Source organism: Massilia sp. YIM B02769 (assembly GCF_030411995.1).
Classification (GTDB): Bacteria; Pseudomonadota; Gammaproteobacteria; order Burkholderiales; family Burkholderiaceae_D; genus Telluria.
The window spans coordinates 376382-392774 of sequence record NZ_JASNRC010000002.1; the positions used below are offsets into that span (position 1 = coordinate 376382).

Annotated in this window: 17 protein-coding genes and 1 pseudogene; 13 read left to right on the plus strand and 5 right to left on the minus strand. The window is 67.0% G+C overall.

Annotated features, from left to right (window positions below; translation table 11 throughout):
- Nucleotides 1-30: 30 nt before the first annotated feature.
- The gene (locus QPK31_RS04460; protein WP_290421736.1) at nucleotides 31-1197 is read right to left on the minus strand and encodes an HlyD family secretion protein; all 1167 of its coding nucleotides are present in this window, start codon (nucleotides 1195-1197) and stop codon (nucleotides 31-33) included.
- A gap of 113 nt (nucleotides 1198-1310) precedes the next feature.
- Between QPK31_RS04460 and QPK31_RS04465 the strand changes: the two genes are divergently transcribed.
- Together QPK31_RS04465 and QPK31_RS04470 are read left to right on the plus strand one after the other, a co-directional pair.
- Complete coding sequence (locus QPK31_RS04465) at nucleotides 1311-2003, plus strand: TetR/AcrR family transcriptional regulator (protein WP_290421737.1); 693 nt, start codon at nucleotides 1311-1313, stop codon at nucleotides 2001-2003.
- Nucleotides 2004-2148: 145 nt separating this feature from the next.
- Nucleotides 2149-2334 (plus strand): hypothetical protein, encoded by a 186-nt coding sequence (locus QPK31_RS04470; protein WP_229438241.1) that lies wholly within the window; start codon nucleotides 2149-2151, stop codon nucleotides 2332-2334.
- 63 nt (nucleotides 2335-2397) lie between these two features.
- On the opposite strand, the gene QPK31_RS04475 is transcribed toward QPK31_RS04470, so the two are convergent.
- Together QPK31_RS04475 and QPK31_RS04480 are read right to left on the minus strand one after the other, a co-directional pair.
- A complete protein-coding gene (locus tag QPK31_RS04475) occupies nucleotides 2398-2961 on the minus strand; it encodes a hypothetical protein (RefSeq protein WP_290421738.1) in 564 nt (187 codons plus the stop codon).
- Nucleotides 2962-3143: 182 nt separating this feature from the next.
- Nucleotides 3144-4100, minus strand: coding sequence for an alpha/beta hydrolase-fold protein (locus tag QPK31_RS04480; protein ID WP_290421739.1), 957 nt, complete (start codon nucleotides 4098-4100; stop codon nucleotides 3144-3146).
- 318 nt (nucleotides 4101-4418) lie between these two features.
- On the opposite strand from QPK31_RS04480, the gene QPK31_RS04485 reads away from it, so the two are divergent.
- From QPK31_RS04485 to crtB, 5 genes are read left to right on the plus strand one after another with little or no spacing between them, the layout of a single operon-like run.
- Nucleotides 4419-5387 carry a polyprenyl synthetase family protein gene (locus QPK31_RS04485; protein WP_290421740.1) on the plus strand — a complete coding sequence of 323 codons (969 nt, stop codon included), beginning with the start codon at nucleotides 4419-4421 and terminating at the stop codon, nucleotides 5385-5387.
- Between the two features lie 51 nt (nucleotides 5388-5438).
- Nucleotides 5439-6782 carry a glycosyltransferase gene (locus QPK31_RS04490; protein ID WP_290421741.1) on the plus strand — a complete coding sequence of 448 codons (1344 nt, stop codon included), beginning with the start codon at nucleotides 5439-5441 and terminating at the stop codon, nucleotides 6780-6782.
- Nucleotides 6783-6789: 7 nt separating this feature from the next.
- Nucleotides 6790-7968: a lycopene beta-cyclase CrtY gene (crtY, locus tag QPK31_RS04495; protein WP_290421742.1), complete on the plus strand. Its 1179-nt coding sequence runs from the start codon at nucleotides 6790-6792 to the stop codon at nucleotides 7966-7968.
- On the plus strand, nucleotides 7965-9455 hold the full coding sequence (locus QPK31_RS04500; RefSeq protein ID WP_290421743.1) for a phytoene desaturase: 1491 nt from the start codon (nucleotides 7965-7967) through the stop codon (nucleotides 9453-9455). The genes crtY and QPK31_RS04500 overlap by 4 nt, the downstream gene beginning before the upstream one ends.
- Nucleotides 9452-10462 carry a 15-cis-phytoene synthase CrtB gene (gene crtB, locus QPK31_RS04505; RefSeq protein ID WP_290421744.1) on the plus strand — a complete coding sequence of 337 codons (1011 nt, stop codon included), beginning with the start codon at nucleotides 9452-9454 and terminating at the stop codon, nucleotides 10460-10462. The genes QPK31_RS04500 and crtB overlap by 4 nt, the downstream gene beginning before the upstream one ends.
- Before the next feature lie 37 nt (nucleotides 10463-10499).
- Here crtB and QPK31_RS04510 read toward each other — a convergent pair.
- Nucleotides 10500-10892: pseudogene (locus tag QPK31_RS04510) on the minus strand (sterol desaturase family protein); the annotation flags it as partial.
- 119 nt (nucleotides 10893-11011) lie between these two features.
- Between QPK31_RS04510 and QPK31_RS04515 the strand changes: the two are divergent.
- Nucleotides 11012-11425, plus strand: a complete 414-nt coding sequence (locus QPK31_RS04515; protein ID WP_290421745.1) for a DUF2141 domain-containing protein — start codon at nucleotides 11012-11014, stop codon at nucleotides 11423-11425.
- 86 nt (nucleotides 11426-11511) lie between these two features.
- A complete protein-coding gene (locus QPK31_RS04520; protein ID WP_290421746.1) occupies nucleotides 11512-11757 on the plus strand; it encodes a hypothetical protein in 246 nt (81 codons plus the stop codon).
- 16 nt (nucleotides 11758-11773) lie between these two features.
- On the opposite strand, the gene QPK31_RS04525 is transcribed toward QPK31_RS04520, so the two are convergent.
- Nucleotides 11774-12061 carry a hypothetical protein gene (locus tag QPK31_RS04525; RefSeq protein WP_290421747.1) on the minus strand — a complete coding sequence of 96 codons (288 nt, stop codon included), beginning with the start codon at nucleotides 12059-12061 and terminating at the stop codon, nucleotides 11774-11776.
- Nucleotides 12062-12253: 192 nt separating this feature from the next.
- Here QPK31_RS04525 and QPK31_RS04530 point away from each other — a divergent pair, with 192 nt between their 5' ends.
- The 4 genes from QPK31_RS04530 to QPK31_RS04545 are packed head-to-tail and all read left to right on the plus strand — an operon-like array spanning nucleotide 12254 to nucleotide 16107.
- The gene (locus QPK31_RS04530) at nucleotides 12254-12670 is read left to right on the plus strand and encodes a DUF2141 domain-containing protein (protein ID WP_290421748.1); all 417 of its coding nucleotides are present in this window, start codon (nucleotides 12254-12256) and stop codon (nucleotides 12668-12670) included.
- A 7-nt stretch (nucleotides 12671-12677) separates the two neighbouring features.
- Nucleotides 12678-14162, plus strand: coding sequence for a carotenoid oxygenase family protein (locus QPK31_RS04535; RefSeq protein WP_290421749.1), 1485 nt, complete (start codon nucleotides 12678-12680; stop codon nucleotides 14160-14162).
- A 14-nt stretch (nucleotides 14163-14176) separates the two neighbouring features.
- Nucleotides 14177-15340: a sensor histidine kinase gene (locus QPK31_RS04540; RefSeq protein WP_290421750.1), complete on the plus strand. Its 1164-nt coding sequence runs from the start codon at nucleotides 14177-14179 to the stop codon at nucleotides 15338-15340.
- A 20-nt stretch (nucleotides 15341-15360) separates the two neighbouring features.
- Nucleotides 15361-16107, plus strand: a complete 747-nt coding sequence (locus QPK31_RS04545) for a LytTR family DNA-binding domain-containing protein (protein ID WP_290421751.1) — start codon at nucleotides 15361-15363, stop codon at nucleotides 16105-16107.
- Nucleotides 16108-16393: the final 286 nt, after the last annotated feature.

A 16393-nucleotide genomic window follows, 5' to 3' on the forward strand; every position in this document is an offset into this window, starting at 1 on the left:
GTAGTGGCTCAAGCGATCAGGCTCAGGCGATTACTTGGCGGCCGCGCGCATTGGCTCGGCCTGGGTGGCTTCGGCCTTCTGGCGCAAATCGATCTCGGCAACCACCGACATACCCGGCACCAGGCGGCCGGACAGGCGTTGCACGTCCTTCTGGTCGAACACGATCTTCACCGGCACGCGCTGCACGATCTTGGTGAAGTTGCCGGTCGCGTTATCGGCCGGCAGCAGCGCGAACTGGTTGCCCGAGGCCGGCGAGAAGCTGTCCACGCGGCCGACCAGGTGCTCGTCCGGCAGCGCATCGACGGCGAGCTCCACTTCCTGGCCCGGCTTCAGGCCGGCCAGCTGGGTTTCCTTGAAGTTGGCGGTGACCCAGACCTTGTCCTCGACCACGGCGACGAGTTGCTGGCCCGGCTGCACGCGCGCACCCACTTCCACGCTGCGGCGGCCGATACGGCCGTCGACCGGCGCCACGATGCGGCTGTAGCCGACCTGCTGCTGCGCGTCCTTGAGTTGCGCCTGCAGCACCTTGATCTGCGCGTTCAGCACGTCGCGCGCCGAGCTGGCGGCGGCGATGTTGGCCTTGGCGGCGTTCGCGGTATCGCGGCGGGCGGCGACATCGGCGGTGGCGGCGGCGCGCGCGGCGTTCGCGGCGTCGACTTCGGCCTTCGAGACCGCCTTCATGGTGGTGTTGTACAGCTGGCCGAAGCGCTCGGCGTCCTGGCGCGCACGCACCAGCAGGGCCTGCGACTGGCCGACCTGGGCGGATGCGGCTTCGGCTTGCGCCTTCACCTGTGCGACCTGGGCGTCGGCCTGGATCACCTGCTGTTTCGCGCTGGCGATCTGCGCCTCGATCTGCTCGACGCGCACGTGCTGGTCGGCCGGGTCGAGTTCGGCGATCGGGTCGCCCGCCTTCACATGCTGGTTGTCTTCCACCAGCACGCGCGTGACCACGCCGGCGATGCGCGACGAGACCGGGTGCACGTGGCCGGCGACGTAGGCATTCTCGGTCTCGACGAAGTTATGGCTGCGGTACCACATGCGGCCGCCGGCGACGGCGGCTGCCAGGGCGATCAGGCCGACCACGACCAGCACGCGCTTGTTGGGCGGGGTCTTGCCGGCGGCGGCAGGTGCGTTGGAAGCGGCAGGAGGAACGGCACCGTGCGGGGCTGGCGCGCCGGAAGTCTGCGGTTGGGACATGAAGGCAACTCCGAAAAGGGAATAAGTGTTGTCCTACATTATTCGGCATCTTCCCAAGTTCGTCAAGAAATGAAACGGTTGCATTTCATTTGTTGGTGATTTACAGTGGCGGCATGAGCAAACCATCGCAAGCACTCGCATCCACTGAAGAAAGCCTGCCGGCAGAGATGCCGACGGCGGCCTGCCCGCGCAGCGCCGGGCGCCCGAAGGCAGGCGACGTCGAAGCCCGCACCCAGGACCTGATCGACGCCGCTGCCCGCCTGTTCCTGGCCAACGGCTACACCCGTACCAGCCTGGAAGCCATCGCCCGCGCCGCGCGCGTTGCGGTGCGCACCATCTATGTGAAGTTCGGCGGCAAGGCCGGCCTGCTGAATGCGGTGCTGATGGCGCGCCGCGACCAGTTCTTCCGCATGCGCGACATGGACAAGGACATGCGCCCCTTCCGCGAGGTGGTCGGCGACTTCGCGCACCAGTTCTTCGACCTGCTGTCCAAGGATCAATTGATTGCGATGCAGCGCGTGGTGATTGCCGAAGCGCCGGGCAACCCGGAACTGGCCGATACCTTCTATGGCGCCGGGCCGCGCCTGACGCGCGAAATGATCGACCGCTTCTTCGCCCGCGCCGACGTGCGTGCCCAGTTGCGCGACGACCTGCCCTTCCCCCAGCTGCCCGCTTTCCTGATCAGCATCATCGCCGGCGACAGCGTGCAGCGCTTCGTGTTTCCCGACGCCCAGCCCGAACCGGCCGAGGCGCACCGCCTGCTCGATGAGCGGTTGAACATGTTCTATCGTGCGGTCTTGCGATAGCGCCATTTCCTACCGATACTGCTGAGCAAATGTGCGTCAGCGCACCGAACGCAGGCATGCTTGTGTGAGAAGCTGATTCCCTTATCAAGGAGGATGTCATGGATCTCAACAAGAACATCACAGCGTTGAATCGCGGGGAGGCAGCATGAGCAAGACCTCCCGTTATGAATGGCGCGACCAGCAAGCCGCGCTGCACGAACGCATGAAGGGTTTCCTGCAAAACCCGGGCAACGAACAGCTGGAAGCCGTCGTCGCCGAAATGCGCGCCTATGCGAATGCGGCCAAGACCGGCCAGATCGATATTCCACAGACCTGGACCAGCTACAGTTGACTCTGACCGACAAGCGCTAACGCGCACGCCGCCCCACGCAAGTCGGGCGGCTTTTTTTTGTCGTCAAACAGCGGGGGTCAGCGCTGCTGGCGAATGCGCGACGGTGCGGGAGCGCATCTGCAGCAAGGTCAGTGCATAGGCTGCCACCACCACGACCGCCGATGCCGTTACCAGCTGTGCCGGAAACGCGAACCATACCGCGACAAGGCCGGCCGTGCGCAGCACGGCATGCTGGTAGCCAAGCGGGTGGGCAATAATCCACGAATACACCATCCAGTGCAGGCCCAGCCCGATTCCCAGGCTGAGCGGTACGAATTGCGGTGCATGCAGCAGCAGCGGAATATGCAGCGCCCACAACAGGTTGACCATCATTACGCACACGCCCATGAGCTTGGCGAGCGGGTTTGTGTTATCGATTAATTGCTCGCCACGCAGCCTTGCAATGGCAAGCGCGACCGGAAAGATAGCGCCGGTCGCGAACACCAGCGCCAGCACCGCCGTCTTCGGCGGCAGCAAGAGGCCAAGGGCGGCCACGACGGCCCATACGGCCATGCCGGCAAGCGGCATCGATAACGAACGCCTGGAACGGATATCGAAATCAATGCGAAGGTCTTCCAACGTCTGCATCAGTGCCCCTGGCTGGTTGTCAATACAGCAGCAAATCTAGCACGACACTTTCAAATTGCAAAGGAAAAGTAGGACAGGCATCGCGCAGGACAGCAAGGCGACCCGCCAGCGCGGCCGCGGCCTCCTGCTTCGAAACAAAAGCCTGGCCAAACCACGTGTCGTGCCAAGCCCGCTCCCGCTGTTTATTTACCCAGCAGGAAGACCAGCGGCGCCTCCAGACGCTCGGCCCAGGCTTTTTCGTTGTGGTCGTCGGCCGGATACACCTTGCTCAGGTAGTGGGCGTCGGTATAACCCTTGTCGCGCACGATCTGGTCGACGAGGGTCTGATACGGCGCATACAGCGCGTCGAGGCCGACGCCGCCATGGTCCTGGTACAGCTTGTGTCCCTGCGGCGGCGGCAGTTTGTGGTTCAGGTAGTTGTAGGCGGCCAGCGGCAGGGCGGCGTTGTGCCTGCCGGTGCCGGGCCAGTGCGTCGACAGGCCGGCCGCGCCGCCGAATACCTGCGGGTATTCGCTCATCGCGTACACCGAAATCAGGCCGCCCATGCTCGATCCCATGATAAAGGTGCCCGCCGCATCCGTGCGCGTGGCGTACCTGGCGTCGATGACCGGCTTCAGTTCCTGCACCAGGAAGCGCAGGTAATCGTCGGCTTCCGGCGCGTGCTTCAGGCCGTCGCGCACGAAGGCGGCGCGTGCTTCCGGCGTCATCTCGTCCAGGAATTTCTCGGGAAAGTATTCGAAGTAGCGGTTCTGCGCGATGTTGAAGACACCGACGATGATCGTGTCCTCGACCTTCCCTTCGCGCATCAAGCGCGCCAGGGTCTCGTGCACATGCCAGGCGGTCTTGTTCCAGGTGGTGGACGAATCGAACAGCATCTGGCCGTCGTGCATGTAGAGCACCTGGAAGCGCTTGCCGGCGCGCGCCTTCTCGGCATAATCGCCGGGAACCCACACTTCCACCGGACGCGCCTCGACGAACTTCGACGGCGCCAGCGCCAGGCGCTCGAGCTTGCCAACGGTAACGCGTGCGGCGGCCGGCGCAGCCGATGCCGATGGGGCAGGCGCGGCAGGTGCGGCCGATGCCGGCAAAACAGCGGACAACACGGACAGGCAAAGGCAGGTCTTGGCGAAGGACTTCACAGGGTCTCCCGATCATTATTGATGAGCTGACATTATGCCCACGTCCTCACTCAGCGCAAACGAAGCGCCGATATTGCGCGGCGTCTCGAACTGATTGCGTCCCGGCTCGCCACGCCCGGCGCGCCACATGTGACCAAACCATGGAATAGTTGTCCTCAGAGGCAGTGGTGCACACGAATGACGGCTCCCGGGCCAAAACACCAAATTTGTCTATACCGCACACCGTTGAAGATGTTAATTATTGTTTAGTTAAGATTCCGGTATGATGCAATACGAAATCATCAATTTCACACATCCACATTTGGCGGAGGAGTGCGCATGGGTACGCAAGCAGAAAGATTCGCCAGGTGCGAGATCGACAACCCGAAAGACATCGCGGGCGCGGAGCTGGACATGGTTCGCCAGGAACTCGAAGACCGGCTCGCCGCCCTGCTTGCCGACGCCGGCCCCAGCAGCGACCGGCTGGCCGCCGCCATGCGCAGCGCCGCCCTCGGTTCGGGCAAGCGCATGCGTCCGCTGCTGCTGATGCTGGTCGCGCGCGACCTCGGCTGCGATTCGCCGGCCCTGATCGACGTCGCCTGCGCCGTCGAGCTGGTGCACGCGGCCTCGCTGGTGCTCGACGACATGCCCTGCATGGACGACGCCCAGCTGCGCCGCGGCAAGCCCACGATCCACGTGCAGTACGGCGAAGACGTCGCCATCCTGGCTTCGATCGCCCTGCTCAGCCGCGCCTTCGGCATCCTCGGTTCGGCCCAGGACATCCCGCCGGCGGTGCGCGCGCGCCTGGTGGCGCGGCTATCGGAAACCATCGGCGCCCAGGGCCTGGTGCGCGGCCAGTTCCTCGACCTGCAGGCCAGCGCCCGCTCGGCCGAGGACATCGCCACCACCAACGAACTCAAAACCGGCGTGCTGCTCGGCGCGGCGGTCGACATGGCAGCCATCATTGCCGAAACTGACGACTGCGTGGCCCGCTCGCTGCGCGCCTTTGCCCTGGCCGCCGGCCACGCCTTCCAGCTGCGCGACGACTTCCAGGACGGCCCCGGCATGGATTCCAAGGTCACCGGCAAGGACACCGGCAAGGACGTCGGCAAGGCCACCTTCATCAACACGCTCGGCTTCGACGAAGCGCGCCGGCGCCTGATGGACCACCTGCACGAAGCCGACCGCTGCCTGACCGATGCCATCGGCAGCAAACAGGGCACGCGCCGCTTCGTCGACAGCCTGTTCGGCGGCGGCGCGGTGCGCCATGTCGCCAGCAAGCAGCCGGACTACGCCGTACACCACTGACATGGCCGCACGCGTCCCGTCGAATCAACCCGTGTAATCAAGGAATCAGGCATGGCCCACTTCGGCGTGGTCGCACCGGCGTTCTACAGCCACTACAACGCAATGGCGGCCCTGTCCGCCGAGCTGGCCGCGCGCGGCCACCGCATCACCTTCCTGCACCAGCAGGACGCCGGCGCCTACCTAAAGGACCCGCGCCTCGGCTTCCACGCGGTCGGCCGGGACACCCACCCGGCCGGCACCCTGGCCGCTTCCATCGAACGCGCCGCCAATCCGGGCGGGCCGCTGGGCCTGCGCCGCGTGATCCAGGACATGGCGCGCACCACCGATATGCTGTGCCGCGAACTGCCGCCCGCCATCGAGGCGCTCGGCATCGACGCCCTGCTGTGCGACCAGATGGAAGCGGCCGGCGGTTTGGTGGCCGAGAGCATGGGCCTGCCCTTCGCCTCGGTGGCGAACGCGCTGCCGGTGAACCGCGAACCCGGCATCCCGCTGCCGGTCATGCCCTTCGATTACGAGGACAGCGAGCGCGCCCGCCACATGGTCGAGGGCAGCACCCGCGTCTACGACTGGCTGATGGCGCCGCATGCCGAGGCCATCGCGGCGCAGGCGCGCAGGCTGGGGCTACGGCCGCGCAGCGCCATGCACGAATGCCTGTCGCCGCTGGTTCAGGTCAGCCAGACCACCTCCAGCTTCGACTTCCCGCGCAAGGAACTGCCGCCGCATTTCCACCACGTCGGCCCGCTGCGCTTCAGCCAGGGCACGCCCCCGCCCGGCGACGGCCGCCGCATGCCGGATGTGGCGCCCGACCGCCCCTTCGTGTTCGCTTCGCTCGGCACCCTGCAGGGCGGGCGCTTCGGCCTGTTCAAGCGCATCGTGCAGGCTTGCCGCAAGCAGGGCGTGCAGCTGCTGGTCGCCCACTGCGGCGGCCTCGACGAGCGCCAGGCCCAGGCCCTGCGCGCTGCCGGCGCCGACTGGGTGGTCGCCTTTGCACCGCAAGCAGAAGTCCTGGCGCGCGCCGACGTGGTGATCTCGCACGCCGGCTCGAACACGGTGATGGATGCGATTGCCGCCAGCACGCCGATCCTGGCGCTGCCGATCGCCTTCGACCAGCCGGGCGCCGCGGCGCGCATCCGCCATGCCGGCATCGGCCTGTCGGCCTCGCCGCGCTTCGCCAGCCCGGCGCAGATGGCGCGCCTGCTGCGCCGCCTGCTCGACGAACCCGGCTTCGCCCAGCGCATGGCGCCCCTCGCTGCCGACCTGGCGCGCGCCGGCGGCACGCCGCGTGCGGCCAGCCTGATCGAGGACGCGCTGGGCCTGCGGCACCGGCCTGTGCATGCCCACGCCCACGCCGGCCTGCCGGCGGATACGCAACCCAGCGTGGCCAGCCTTGGATAAACGGCCCATGGCAAGCGCCCCGGAATTCGACCTGATCCTTGTCGGCGGCGGCCTGGCCAACGGCCTGATCGCCTGGCGCCTGCACGCCCAGCGCCCGGCCCTGCGCATCCTGCTGCTGGAAGCGGCCGAGCGCATCGGCGGTAACCACACCTGGTCCTTCCACGACGGCGACCTGCCCCCAGGACAGCAGGAATGGATCGCGCCGCTGGTCGCCCGGCGCTGGCCGCGCTACGACGTGGTCTTTCCCGACTACGCGCGTACCCTCGGCAGCGGCTACGCCAGCGTCACGTCCGACGAGTTCGCGCGCGTCATCGCGGCGGCGCTCGGCCCCGCCTTGCGCACCGGCGTGCGGATCGCGTCGCTGACGCCAACCTCGGTCACGCTGGCCGACGGCAGCACCCTGCATGCACGCGCCGTGATCGACGGCCGCGGCGTGCGCGCCACCGAACGCCTGGCGCTCGGCTACCAGACCTTCCTCGGCCAGGAAGTGCGCCTGGCCGCGCCGCACGGCCTCACCGCCCCCATCATCATGGACGCCAGCGTCGAGCAGCAAGGCGGCTACCGCTTCGTCTACGTGCTGCCCTTCGACGCCCACACCCTGCTGATCGAGGACACCCATTACGTCGACACCGGCGCCTGGGAGCCGGAACGCCTGCGCGCGAACATCGCCGCCTATGCGCAGGCGCGCGGCTGGCAGGTCGCGGAGCTGCTGCGCGAGGAACACGGCTCGCTGCCCATCGTGCTGGCCGGCGACTTCGACGCCTACTGGCAGGAGCTCGATGGCCAGCCCTGCGCCGGCCTGCGCGCCGGCCTGTTCCACTCGACCACCGGCTATTCGCTGCCGCATGCGGTGCGCCTGGCCGAACGCATCGCCGGCCTGGCTGACCTGGACGCGCCGCAGCTGTTCGCCGCGATCCGCGACGAAGCGCACAAGGAATGGCGCGGCCAGCGCTTCTTCCGCCTGCTGAACCGCATGCTGTTCCTGGCCGGCAGTCCCGACAAACGCTGGCGCGTGATGGGGCGCTTCTACCGCCTGTCGCCGCGCCTGATCGCGCACTTCTACGCCGGCCGCCTGCGCCTGCGCGACAAGGCGCGCATCCTCAGCGGCAAACCACCCGTCCCCCTGCTGGCGGCCTTCGAGGCGGCCCGCAAGATCCACCCTCGTCAGATCAGGAAACCCGAATGAACCAACAACAAACCGCCGTCGTCATCGGCGCCGGATTCGGCGGCCTGGCCCTCGCCATCCGCCTGCAGGCGCGCGGCATCCAGACCACCCTGCTGGAAAAGCGCGACAAGCCGGGCGGCCGCGCCTACGTGTATGAAGACCAGGGCTTCGTGTTCGACGCCGGCCCCACCGTGATCACCGACCCGTCCTGCATCGAGGAGCTGTTCGAACTGGCCGGCAAGCGCATCGAGGACTACGTCGAGATGCTGCCGGTCGAGCCCTTCTACCGTTTGTGCTGGGAAGACGGCAGCCATTTCGATTACCTGAACAACCAGGAAGCCCTGGACCGCCAGATCCACGCGCGCAACCCGGCCGACGTCGAGGGCTACAAGCGCTTCCTGGCGTATTCGAAGGCGGTGTTCGAGGAAGGCTACATCAAGCTCGGCACCGTGCCCTTCCTGTCCTTCCGCGACATGATCCAGGCCGGCCCGCAACTGGCGCGCCTGCAGGCCTGGCGCAGCGTCTACGGCATGGTGTCGCGCTTCATCCAGGACGAGCATCTGCGCCAGGCCTTTTCCTTCCACTCGCTGCTGGTGGGCGGCAACCCCTTCGCCACGTCCTCGATCTACACCCTGATCCACGCGCTGGAACGGCGCTGGGGCGTGTGGTTCCCGCGCGGCGGCACCGGCGCACTGGTGAAGGGGCTGGTCAAGCTGTTCCAGGACATCGGCGGCCGCTTCGAGCTGAATGCGCCGGTCGCACGCATCGAAACGAGTAACGGCCGCGCCACCGGCGTGCGCCTGGAAGACGGGCGCCTGTTCGCGGCTGACGCCGTGGCCTCGAATGCCGACGTGGTGCACACCTATGCCAAGCTGCTCGGCCACGATGCGCGCGGCACGGCCGAAGCGGAAGCGCTGAAGAAGAAACGCTTCAGCAACTCCCTGTTCGTGCTCTACTTCGGGCTTGACCACCATCACGCGCAACTGCAGCACCACACGGTGTGCTTCGGCCCGCGCTACCGCGAACTGATCAAGGACATCTTCAACGGCGAATCGCTGGCCGACGATTTTTCGCTCTACCTGCACGCGCCCTGCGTCACCGACCCGTCGCTGGCGCCGCCCGGCTGCGGCAGCCATTACGTGCTGGCGCCGGTGCCGCACCTGGGCAATGCGCCGATCGACTGGGAAGTCGAAGGGCCGCTCTACCGCGACCGCATCTTCGCGTATCTGGAAAAACGCTACATGCCGGGCCTGCGCAGCCAGCTGGTCACCAGCCGCATCTTCACGCCGCTCGACTTCCGCGACCAGCTCAATGCCCACCACGGCTCGGCCTTCTCGCTCGAGCCGATCCTCACGCAAAGCGCCTGGTTCCGCCCGCACAACCGCGATGCCGAACTGGCGAATGTCTACCTGGTCGGCGCCGGCACCCACCCCGGCGCCGGCGTGCCGGGCGTGATCGGCTCGGCCAAGGCCACGGCCGGCCTGATGCTGGGCGAGGTGGCGGCATGAGCGAAGCGCTGATGCAGCATGCGACCCAGACCATCGAGGTCGGGTCGAAGAGCTTTGCGGCGGCGGCGAAACTGTTCGATGCCGAGACCCGGCGCGGCGTGCTGATGCTGTACGCCTGGTGCCGCCATTGCGACGACGTGGTCGACGGCCAGGAGCTGGGCTTCGTCCCGGCGGCCAGCGCACCGGCGCCGCACGACGCTGCCAGGGAGCTGGCCCTGCTGCGCGACCAGACCCGCCGCGCCTACGCCGGCGAAGCCATGCGCGACCCGGCCTTTGCCGCCTTCCAGGAAGTCGCGCTGAAGCACGGCATCGAGCCGCGCTACGCCTACGACCACCTGGCCGGCTTCGCCATGGATGTCGAGCAAGCGCGTTACGAGACCATCGAGGACACCCTGCGCTACTGCTACCACGTGGCCGGCGTAGTCGGGCTGATGATGGCCTCGATCATGGGCACGCGCGACCCGGCCGTGCTCGACCGCGCCTGCGACCTGGGCCTGGCCTTCCAGCTGACGAACATCGGGCGCGACATCGTCGACGATGCGCAGATTGGCCGCTGCTACCTGCCGGCCGCCTGGCTGCGCGAAGCCGGCATCCCGCAGGACGAGATCGCGCTGCCGCGCCACCGCGCGGCGCTGGCAAAGGTGGCCGCGCGCCTGGTCGACCATGCCGAACCGTATTACGACTCGGCCTGCGCCGGCCTGGCCGCGCTGCCGCTGCGCTCAGCCTGGGCGATCGCCACGGCGCGCCTGGTGTATCGCCAGATCGGGATCGTGGTCAAGCGGCGCGGGCCGCACGCCTGGGACGAGCGTGCCGGCACGGGCAAGCTCACCAAGCTCTGGCTGCTGCTGCGCGGCGGGCTGGATGCCCTCAGTTCACGGATTCGGACGACGATGACGCCGCGCCCTGCCCGGCTGTGGTCCCGTCCTGCTGCTGACTCTGCTGTTGCTGTTGCGCCGGCTGGCGGCGCTGCAGGCGGCCGCCATGCAGTGCGTGCAACTGCTGTTTGAGGCTGTCGGCCGAGGGCGCGTACAGGAAACCGAACGACACCGCGCCGTCCTTGCCGTCCACCGCGTGGTGCATGCGGTGGGCCTGGTAGAGGCGTTTGAAGTAGCCGCGTTTGGGCACGTAGCGGAAAGGCCAGCGATGGTGCACCAGGCCGTCGTGGGCGACGAAGTAGAGCAAGCCGTAGGCCGTCATGCCGGCGCCGATCCATTCGAGCGGATGGTAGCCGCGCGTGCCGGCGTAGATCAGGGCAATGGCGATGCCGGCGAAGACGACCGCGTACAGGTCGTTCTTCTCGAACCAGCCGGTACGGGGTTCGTGGTGCGACTTGTGCCAGCCCCAGCCGAAGCCATGCATGACGTACTTGTGCGCGACGATGGAGAAGACTTCCATGAACACGACTGTGAGCACGACGATGAGGGTATTGAGCAGCATGGTTTGACGGATAGACTGTAACGAAACGACAAGAAGCCGGGATACCCACAGCCTACCATGGCGCACACCGCGCACGGCTGGGGAATCGGCGCCACTTCCACATGAATAAAGGACGATACATGGTTTCCAGGATGGTTTTTGCTTGCTCCCTGTTTTTTGCGCTGACGGCGGGCGCCTCCGCCGCCACGGTCGAGGTCCGCGTATCGGGCGTGGCCGCCGGCAAGGGCAAGGTGAATGTCGCGCTGTGCGACAAGGAGCGCTTCCTCAAGCAATGCGGCTACAGCGGCTCGGCCCCGGCCAAGGGGGCGGAGACGGTGGTGACGCTGAAGGACATCCCGGCCGGCACCTGGGCCGTGCTGGCCTACCAGGACGAGAACGAAAACAATGAGCTCGACCGCAGCTTCATCGGCGTTCCGAAGGAGAACTACGGCTTCAGCCGCGACGCGCGCGGCAAGTTCGGGCCGCCGGGCTTCGAGGATGCCGCGATCGAGGTAAAGGACGGAACGACCGTGGCGCCGGTGAAGTTGAAGTAAGCCGTGACAATTGACGAGATTCCTGCCGCTCGCGCAATGCTAGAGTTTGCATTCACAAGCAAACCGTCTATCAAAGGGAGTCGAGAATGAGAAATCCGTGTCTGCTGGCCGGCGTGATCCTGCTGCTGGCCGCCTGCGCCACCCCATCCGACACCGAACCGGGCAAACAGTCGCGCAAGGAACGCGCGGCCGATGCCTATGCCCCGACCGGCACCCTGATTCCCCGCAAGAAGACGGAGCGCGGCGCAGTCAACACGAGCGAGGTCGACAAGCAGGCCTTCGAGAACGAGCGGATGAACAGCAACGGCACCAACAACGGCGTCGGACGCTAGGGCCGCCTAGGCCCACCTAGGCCCTATCGATCACCCGCATCAGGAAATGCATCTTGCGCGGCGCCCGGTGGCGCTCGTGGATCTCGCGCGTCAGCACTTCAACCCGCCTTGGCTGCAGCGCCAGCTGGCGCACGTCGATCGGCGCGCCGGCCGCCAGGTTGCCCGCGAACTGAGCCGCCAGCTGCTGCGACACCGTTCCGGTCAGCGTCACCGGCACGCCGTGCAGCGTCGTCTTCAGCTCGAAACTGCGCGATTCGGGCAGGACGAACACCGTCCCGACATATTCGTTGCCGTGCTCTTCCATGGTTGTCTCCACCAATGACCGTCGCATCTTCATCATAGCAAGCCGGCGGCGCAGTTCAACATCGGCAATGCTGCAACTCGCGCTCGCGTGATGCATCTGGCGCCCGCACCGCGGCCTTTCGTCGCATCCTGGAACCGCCTGCGATCCGCCCCGCTACAGTGGCCTCACCCTACAACGCCACTGGAGACCGCAATGACCACCCGCCGCCTCGCCCTCTGCCTCGCCGCCTTCTTCGCCGCCTGCACCGCCCACGCGGGCGATCTCACCATCACCGTCGACGGCGTCAAGAGCAACGACGGCCAGATCATGGTCGCACTCTACGATTCGGCCGACGGCTTCCTGAAACGCACGGTGAAGACCGGCGCCGCCCCGGCCGCCAACGGCAGCACCAGGCTCACGATCAAGGACGTGCCGGCCGGCAACTACGGCTTTGCCCTCTTCCACGACGCCAACAGCAACGGCAAGATGGACAAGAACATGATGGGCATCCCGTCCGAGGACTATGCCTTCAGCAACAATGCCCTCGGCAACATGGGACCGCCCTCGTTCGACCAGGCGCGCTTCGCCGTGCCGGCCGCCGGCGCCGCCATCACCGTTTCGCTGCGCTGAGGCCGCCATGGAGCGCCGCTCTTTCATCCAGGCCGGACTCGGCCTGGGCGCCCTCGCCCTCACCGGCAAGGCCCGCGCCGACGCCGCCACCTATGCCCGCTTCCACGCCGCCCTGGCGCGCGACAAGTCGCTCGCCGTCTACGCCGACCAGCAGGGCGAACAAGCCGGCCTGGCCGTCATCGAAGGCCGCCTGCCGAAGGACCTGCAAGGCAGCTTCTACCGCAACGGCCCGGGACGCTTCGAGCTCGGTGGGGAACGCTACCACCACTGGTTCGACGGCGACGGTTTCGCACAACGCTGGACGCTGCATGATGGCAAGGTGCGCCACCATGGACGCTTCGTCGAGACCAGGCGCTTCCGCGAAGAGTCGGAAGCCGGCCAGTTCCTGTATCCGGCCTTTGGCACCATGTTCACCCGCCGCGGTTTCCGCGACAACGACACCATGAACGCGGCCAACACCAACCTGTTGCCCTTCAACGGCCGCCTGTACGCGCTGTGGGAAGGCGGCTCGGCCACCGAGGTCGACCCGGAGTCCCTGGCCACGCTCGGCATCAAGACCTGGCGCGACGACGTCAAGTCCATGCCCTTCTCGGCCCACCCGAAACTCGATCCGGCAGGCGGCATGTGGAACTTCGGCGCCCTGCCCGGCGCCAACAAGCTGGCCTTGTACCGCATCGGCGCCGACGGTTCGCTGCTGAATACGAACGTGATCGCGGTCCCGCAACTGGCGATGGTGCACGACTTCGCCGTCAGCGCGAAGCACCTGATCTTCGTGGTGCCGCCCTACGACCTGCGCGACGACCGCAGCCTGAGCCTGGCCGAGCGCCACGTTTGGGCCGGCGCTACGCGTCCGACGCGCATCGTGGTGGTGGCCAAGGACACGCTGGCCCTGCGCCAGGTCTTCGAACTGCCGCCGCAGATGGTCTTCCACCTCGGGAACGCCTGGGACGACGGCGATTGCACCCGTTTCGACGTAGTGCTGCACGCGGGCGATGCCCTGGCCGGCCTCGGCAGCCTGATGATCGGCACGCGCCAGGACAATGCGCCTGGCCGCAGCCAGGCGGTGCAGGTGTGCCTCGACTATGCCAGCGGCCAGGCCTCCACGGCACGCCTGCTCGGCACCAGCGAGTTCCCGCGTGTGATGCCGCAGGTGGTCGGCATGCGCCACCGCCGCCTGGCCCTGCTCAGCTGCGACCGCGCCAACCGCGAGCTGGGGCTCGATACCGTGAACCTGGTCGATACGGACAACGGCAAGGTCGACAGCTACCGCTTCGGCGCCGGCTGGCAGGTCGAGGAACACGTGCTGGTCCCGCGCCGCAATGCGCGCCATGAGGCCGACGGCTACCTGGTCGGCGTGGCCCAGGACACCCGGCGCGGCGTTGGCGTGCTGACCGTGTTCGACGCGGCGAATGTCAAGGCCGGGCCGCTGGCCCTGGCCAGCTTGCCCTATCGCACACCGCACTGCTTTCATGGTAATTTCTTGGCTACTTGATCAGGTCTCTCATCATGTCTCCCGAACACATCGACACACCGCCACGTAGCGTGCATCCGCTCGAAGTTCTGGCGCCGCTGCGCCGCATCCGTCCCTCGCCGCAACGCGACCTGCTCTATACCCTGGTATGGAACTGCCTGATCGGCCTGGTGCTGACCGCTACCGATCAGTTATTTTCCACGCGTCCGCCTCCGCTCGGACGCAACCTGGCGGCGATGATGATCGGCGCCAACGTGGTCGGCTTCCTGATCCACGGCGCACTGTATGCACTACGCCGCTATGCGCCGGAAAAGCTGGCAGGTTCGCGCGTGCAGGCGCGTTCGGCGCAGATGGCGGTGTCCTGCCTGGGCGCCGTGGTCGGCATCGCGCTCACCAAGATGCTGCTGTCGCAGGCAAATCCGCTGCAAGTGCTGAAGATCGGGCCGATGGCGTCGGTTGCCATCTATGCCGTAATCACGGCCGTGATCATCCGGGTGATGCTGTTCATCGGCGAGCGCCGCATCGAACGCGAGACCCTGGCCGCGCGCCAGCAGGAGCAAATTGCCGCCGCCGGCCGCATGCTGGCCGAGGCAAGACTGCGCGCGCTGCAGGCCCAGATCGAACCGCACTTCCTGTACAACACGCTGGCCAACGTGGTCAGCCTGATCGACAGCCAGCCGGCGCAGGCGCGGCGCATGCTGGAGCGCTTCATCGACTACCTGCGCGCCAGCCTGGCCGCCAGCCGCGCCGACGCCGCCACGCTCGGCGGAGAGCTCGACCTGGTCCGCGCCTACCTCGACGTGCTGGGCGTGCGCATGGGCGCGCGCCTGCGCTACCGCATCGAGGCCGACTCGGATACGCGCCAGCTGCCGATCGCGCCGATGCTGCTGCAGCCGCTGGTGGAGAACGCCATCATGCACGGCATCGAACCGAAGCTGGAAGGCGGCGAGATCCTGGTGCGCGCGCAGGTGATCGACGACGCGCTGTGCGTGGAGGTGAGCGACAGCGGCATGGGTCTCGGGCATGCACCGCCACGTCCCGGCGGGGGTGTTGGCTTGTCGAACCTGCGCGAGCGGGTGCGCCAGCTGCACGGTGCAGGCGCTCAGCTACAATTAATCGAAAACCAAGCCTGCGGCGTGACTTCGCGCCTGCTGCTGCCACTCACGAAGGTGACACCATCGACTCCCCCCGCGCCCTGATCGCCGACGACGAACCGCATTTGCTGGACTACCTCGCCGCCCAACTGGCCCAGGCCTGGCCCGAACTGCGCGTGACCCGCGCCGCCAACGGCATCCAGGCGCTGGAGCTGATCGACGAGCTGGCGCCGGACGTCGTCTTCCTCGATATCCAGATGCCGGGGCTGACCGGCATCGAACTGGCGGCGCGGCTGTGCGCCGGCGGTCGTCCGCCACGGGTCGTGTTCACCACTGCGCACGAGCAGTATGCGGTGCACGCCTTCGAGCATGCGGCCTTCGATTATTTGTTGAAGCCGATCGGGCTGGAGCGGTTACAGCGCACCGTGGACAGGTTGCGCGAGGCCTTGCGTTCGTCGGCGCCAGCGCCGGCGGTGGCGCCGGATGCCTTGCAGGCGCTGCTGCGGCAATTGGGCGTTTCCGCGCCTGCGGCGTCGCCCGCACCGGCGCCGCTGCAGTGGATCCGCGCGGCGCAGGGGCAGGAAACGCGCTTGATCGCGGTCGACGAGGTGATCTACTTCCAGAGCAACGACAAGTACACCAGCGTATTCCTGGCAGATGGCGAGAGCTTGATCCGCACGCCGCTGGCGAAGCTGAAGGAGCAGCTCGATCCGCAGCAGTTCTGGCAGATTCATCGCGGGGTGATTGTGGCGGCGAAGCATGTCGCCGGGACGCGCACGGATTTTCGCGGGCGCTTGCACGTGAAGCTGAAGGGGCGCGAGGAGCAGCTGGTGGTGAGCCGGAATTACGTGGATTTGTTCCGGCAGATGTGACGCGGCGTATCCCGTACGGTGGGCACTCCGTGCCCACGCGGTTGCGTGCGTGTCCTTTGGCTCATGGCCGCGACTTATCGCTCGCCGACACAAACCATCATCGCGATCGTCGACCGGGTTTGACGTTCGCGGGCGATATGCTACTGGCGCAGGCCAAACGCATACGCACGTAACCGCGTGGGCACGGGGTGCCCACCGTACGGTTGGCGTCCCCACCGTCGAATCTGCCAACAATGGACATAAAAAAACGGGACCTTGCGGCCCCGTTTTCATTCCTGCGAACTGT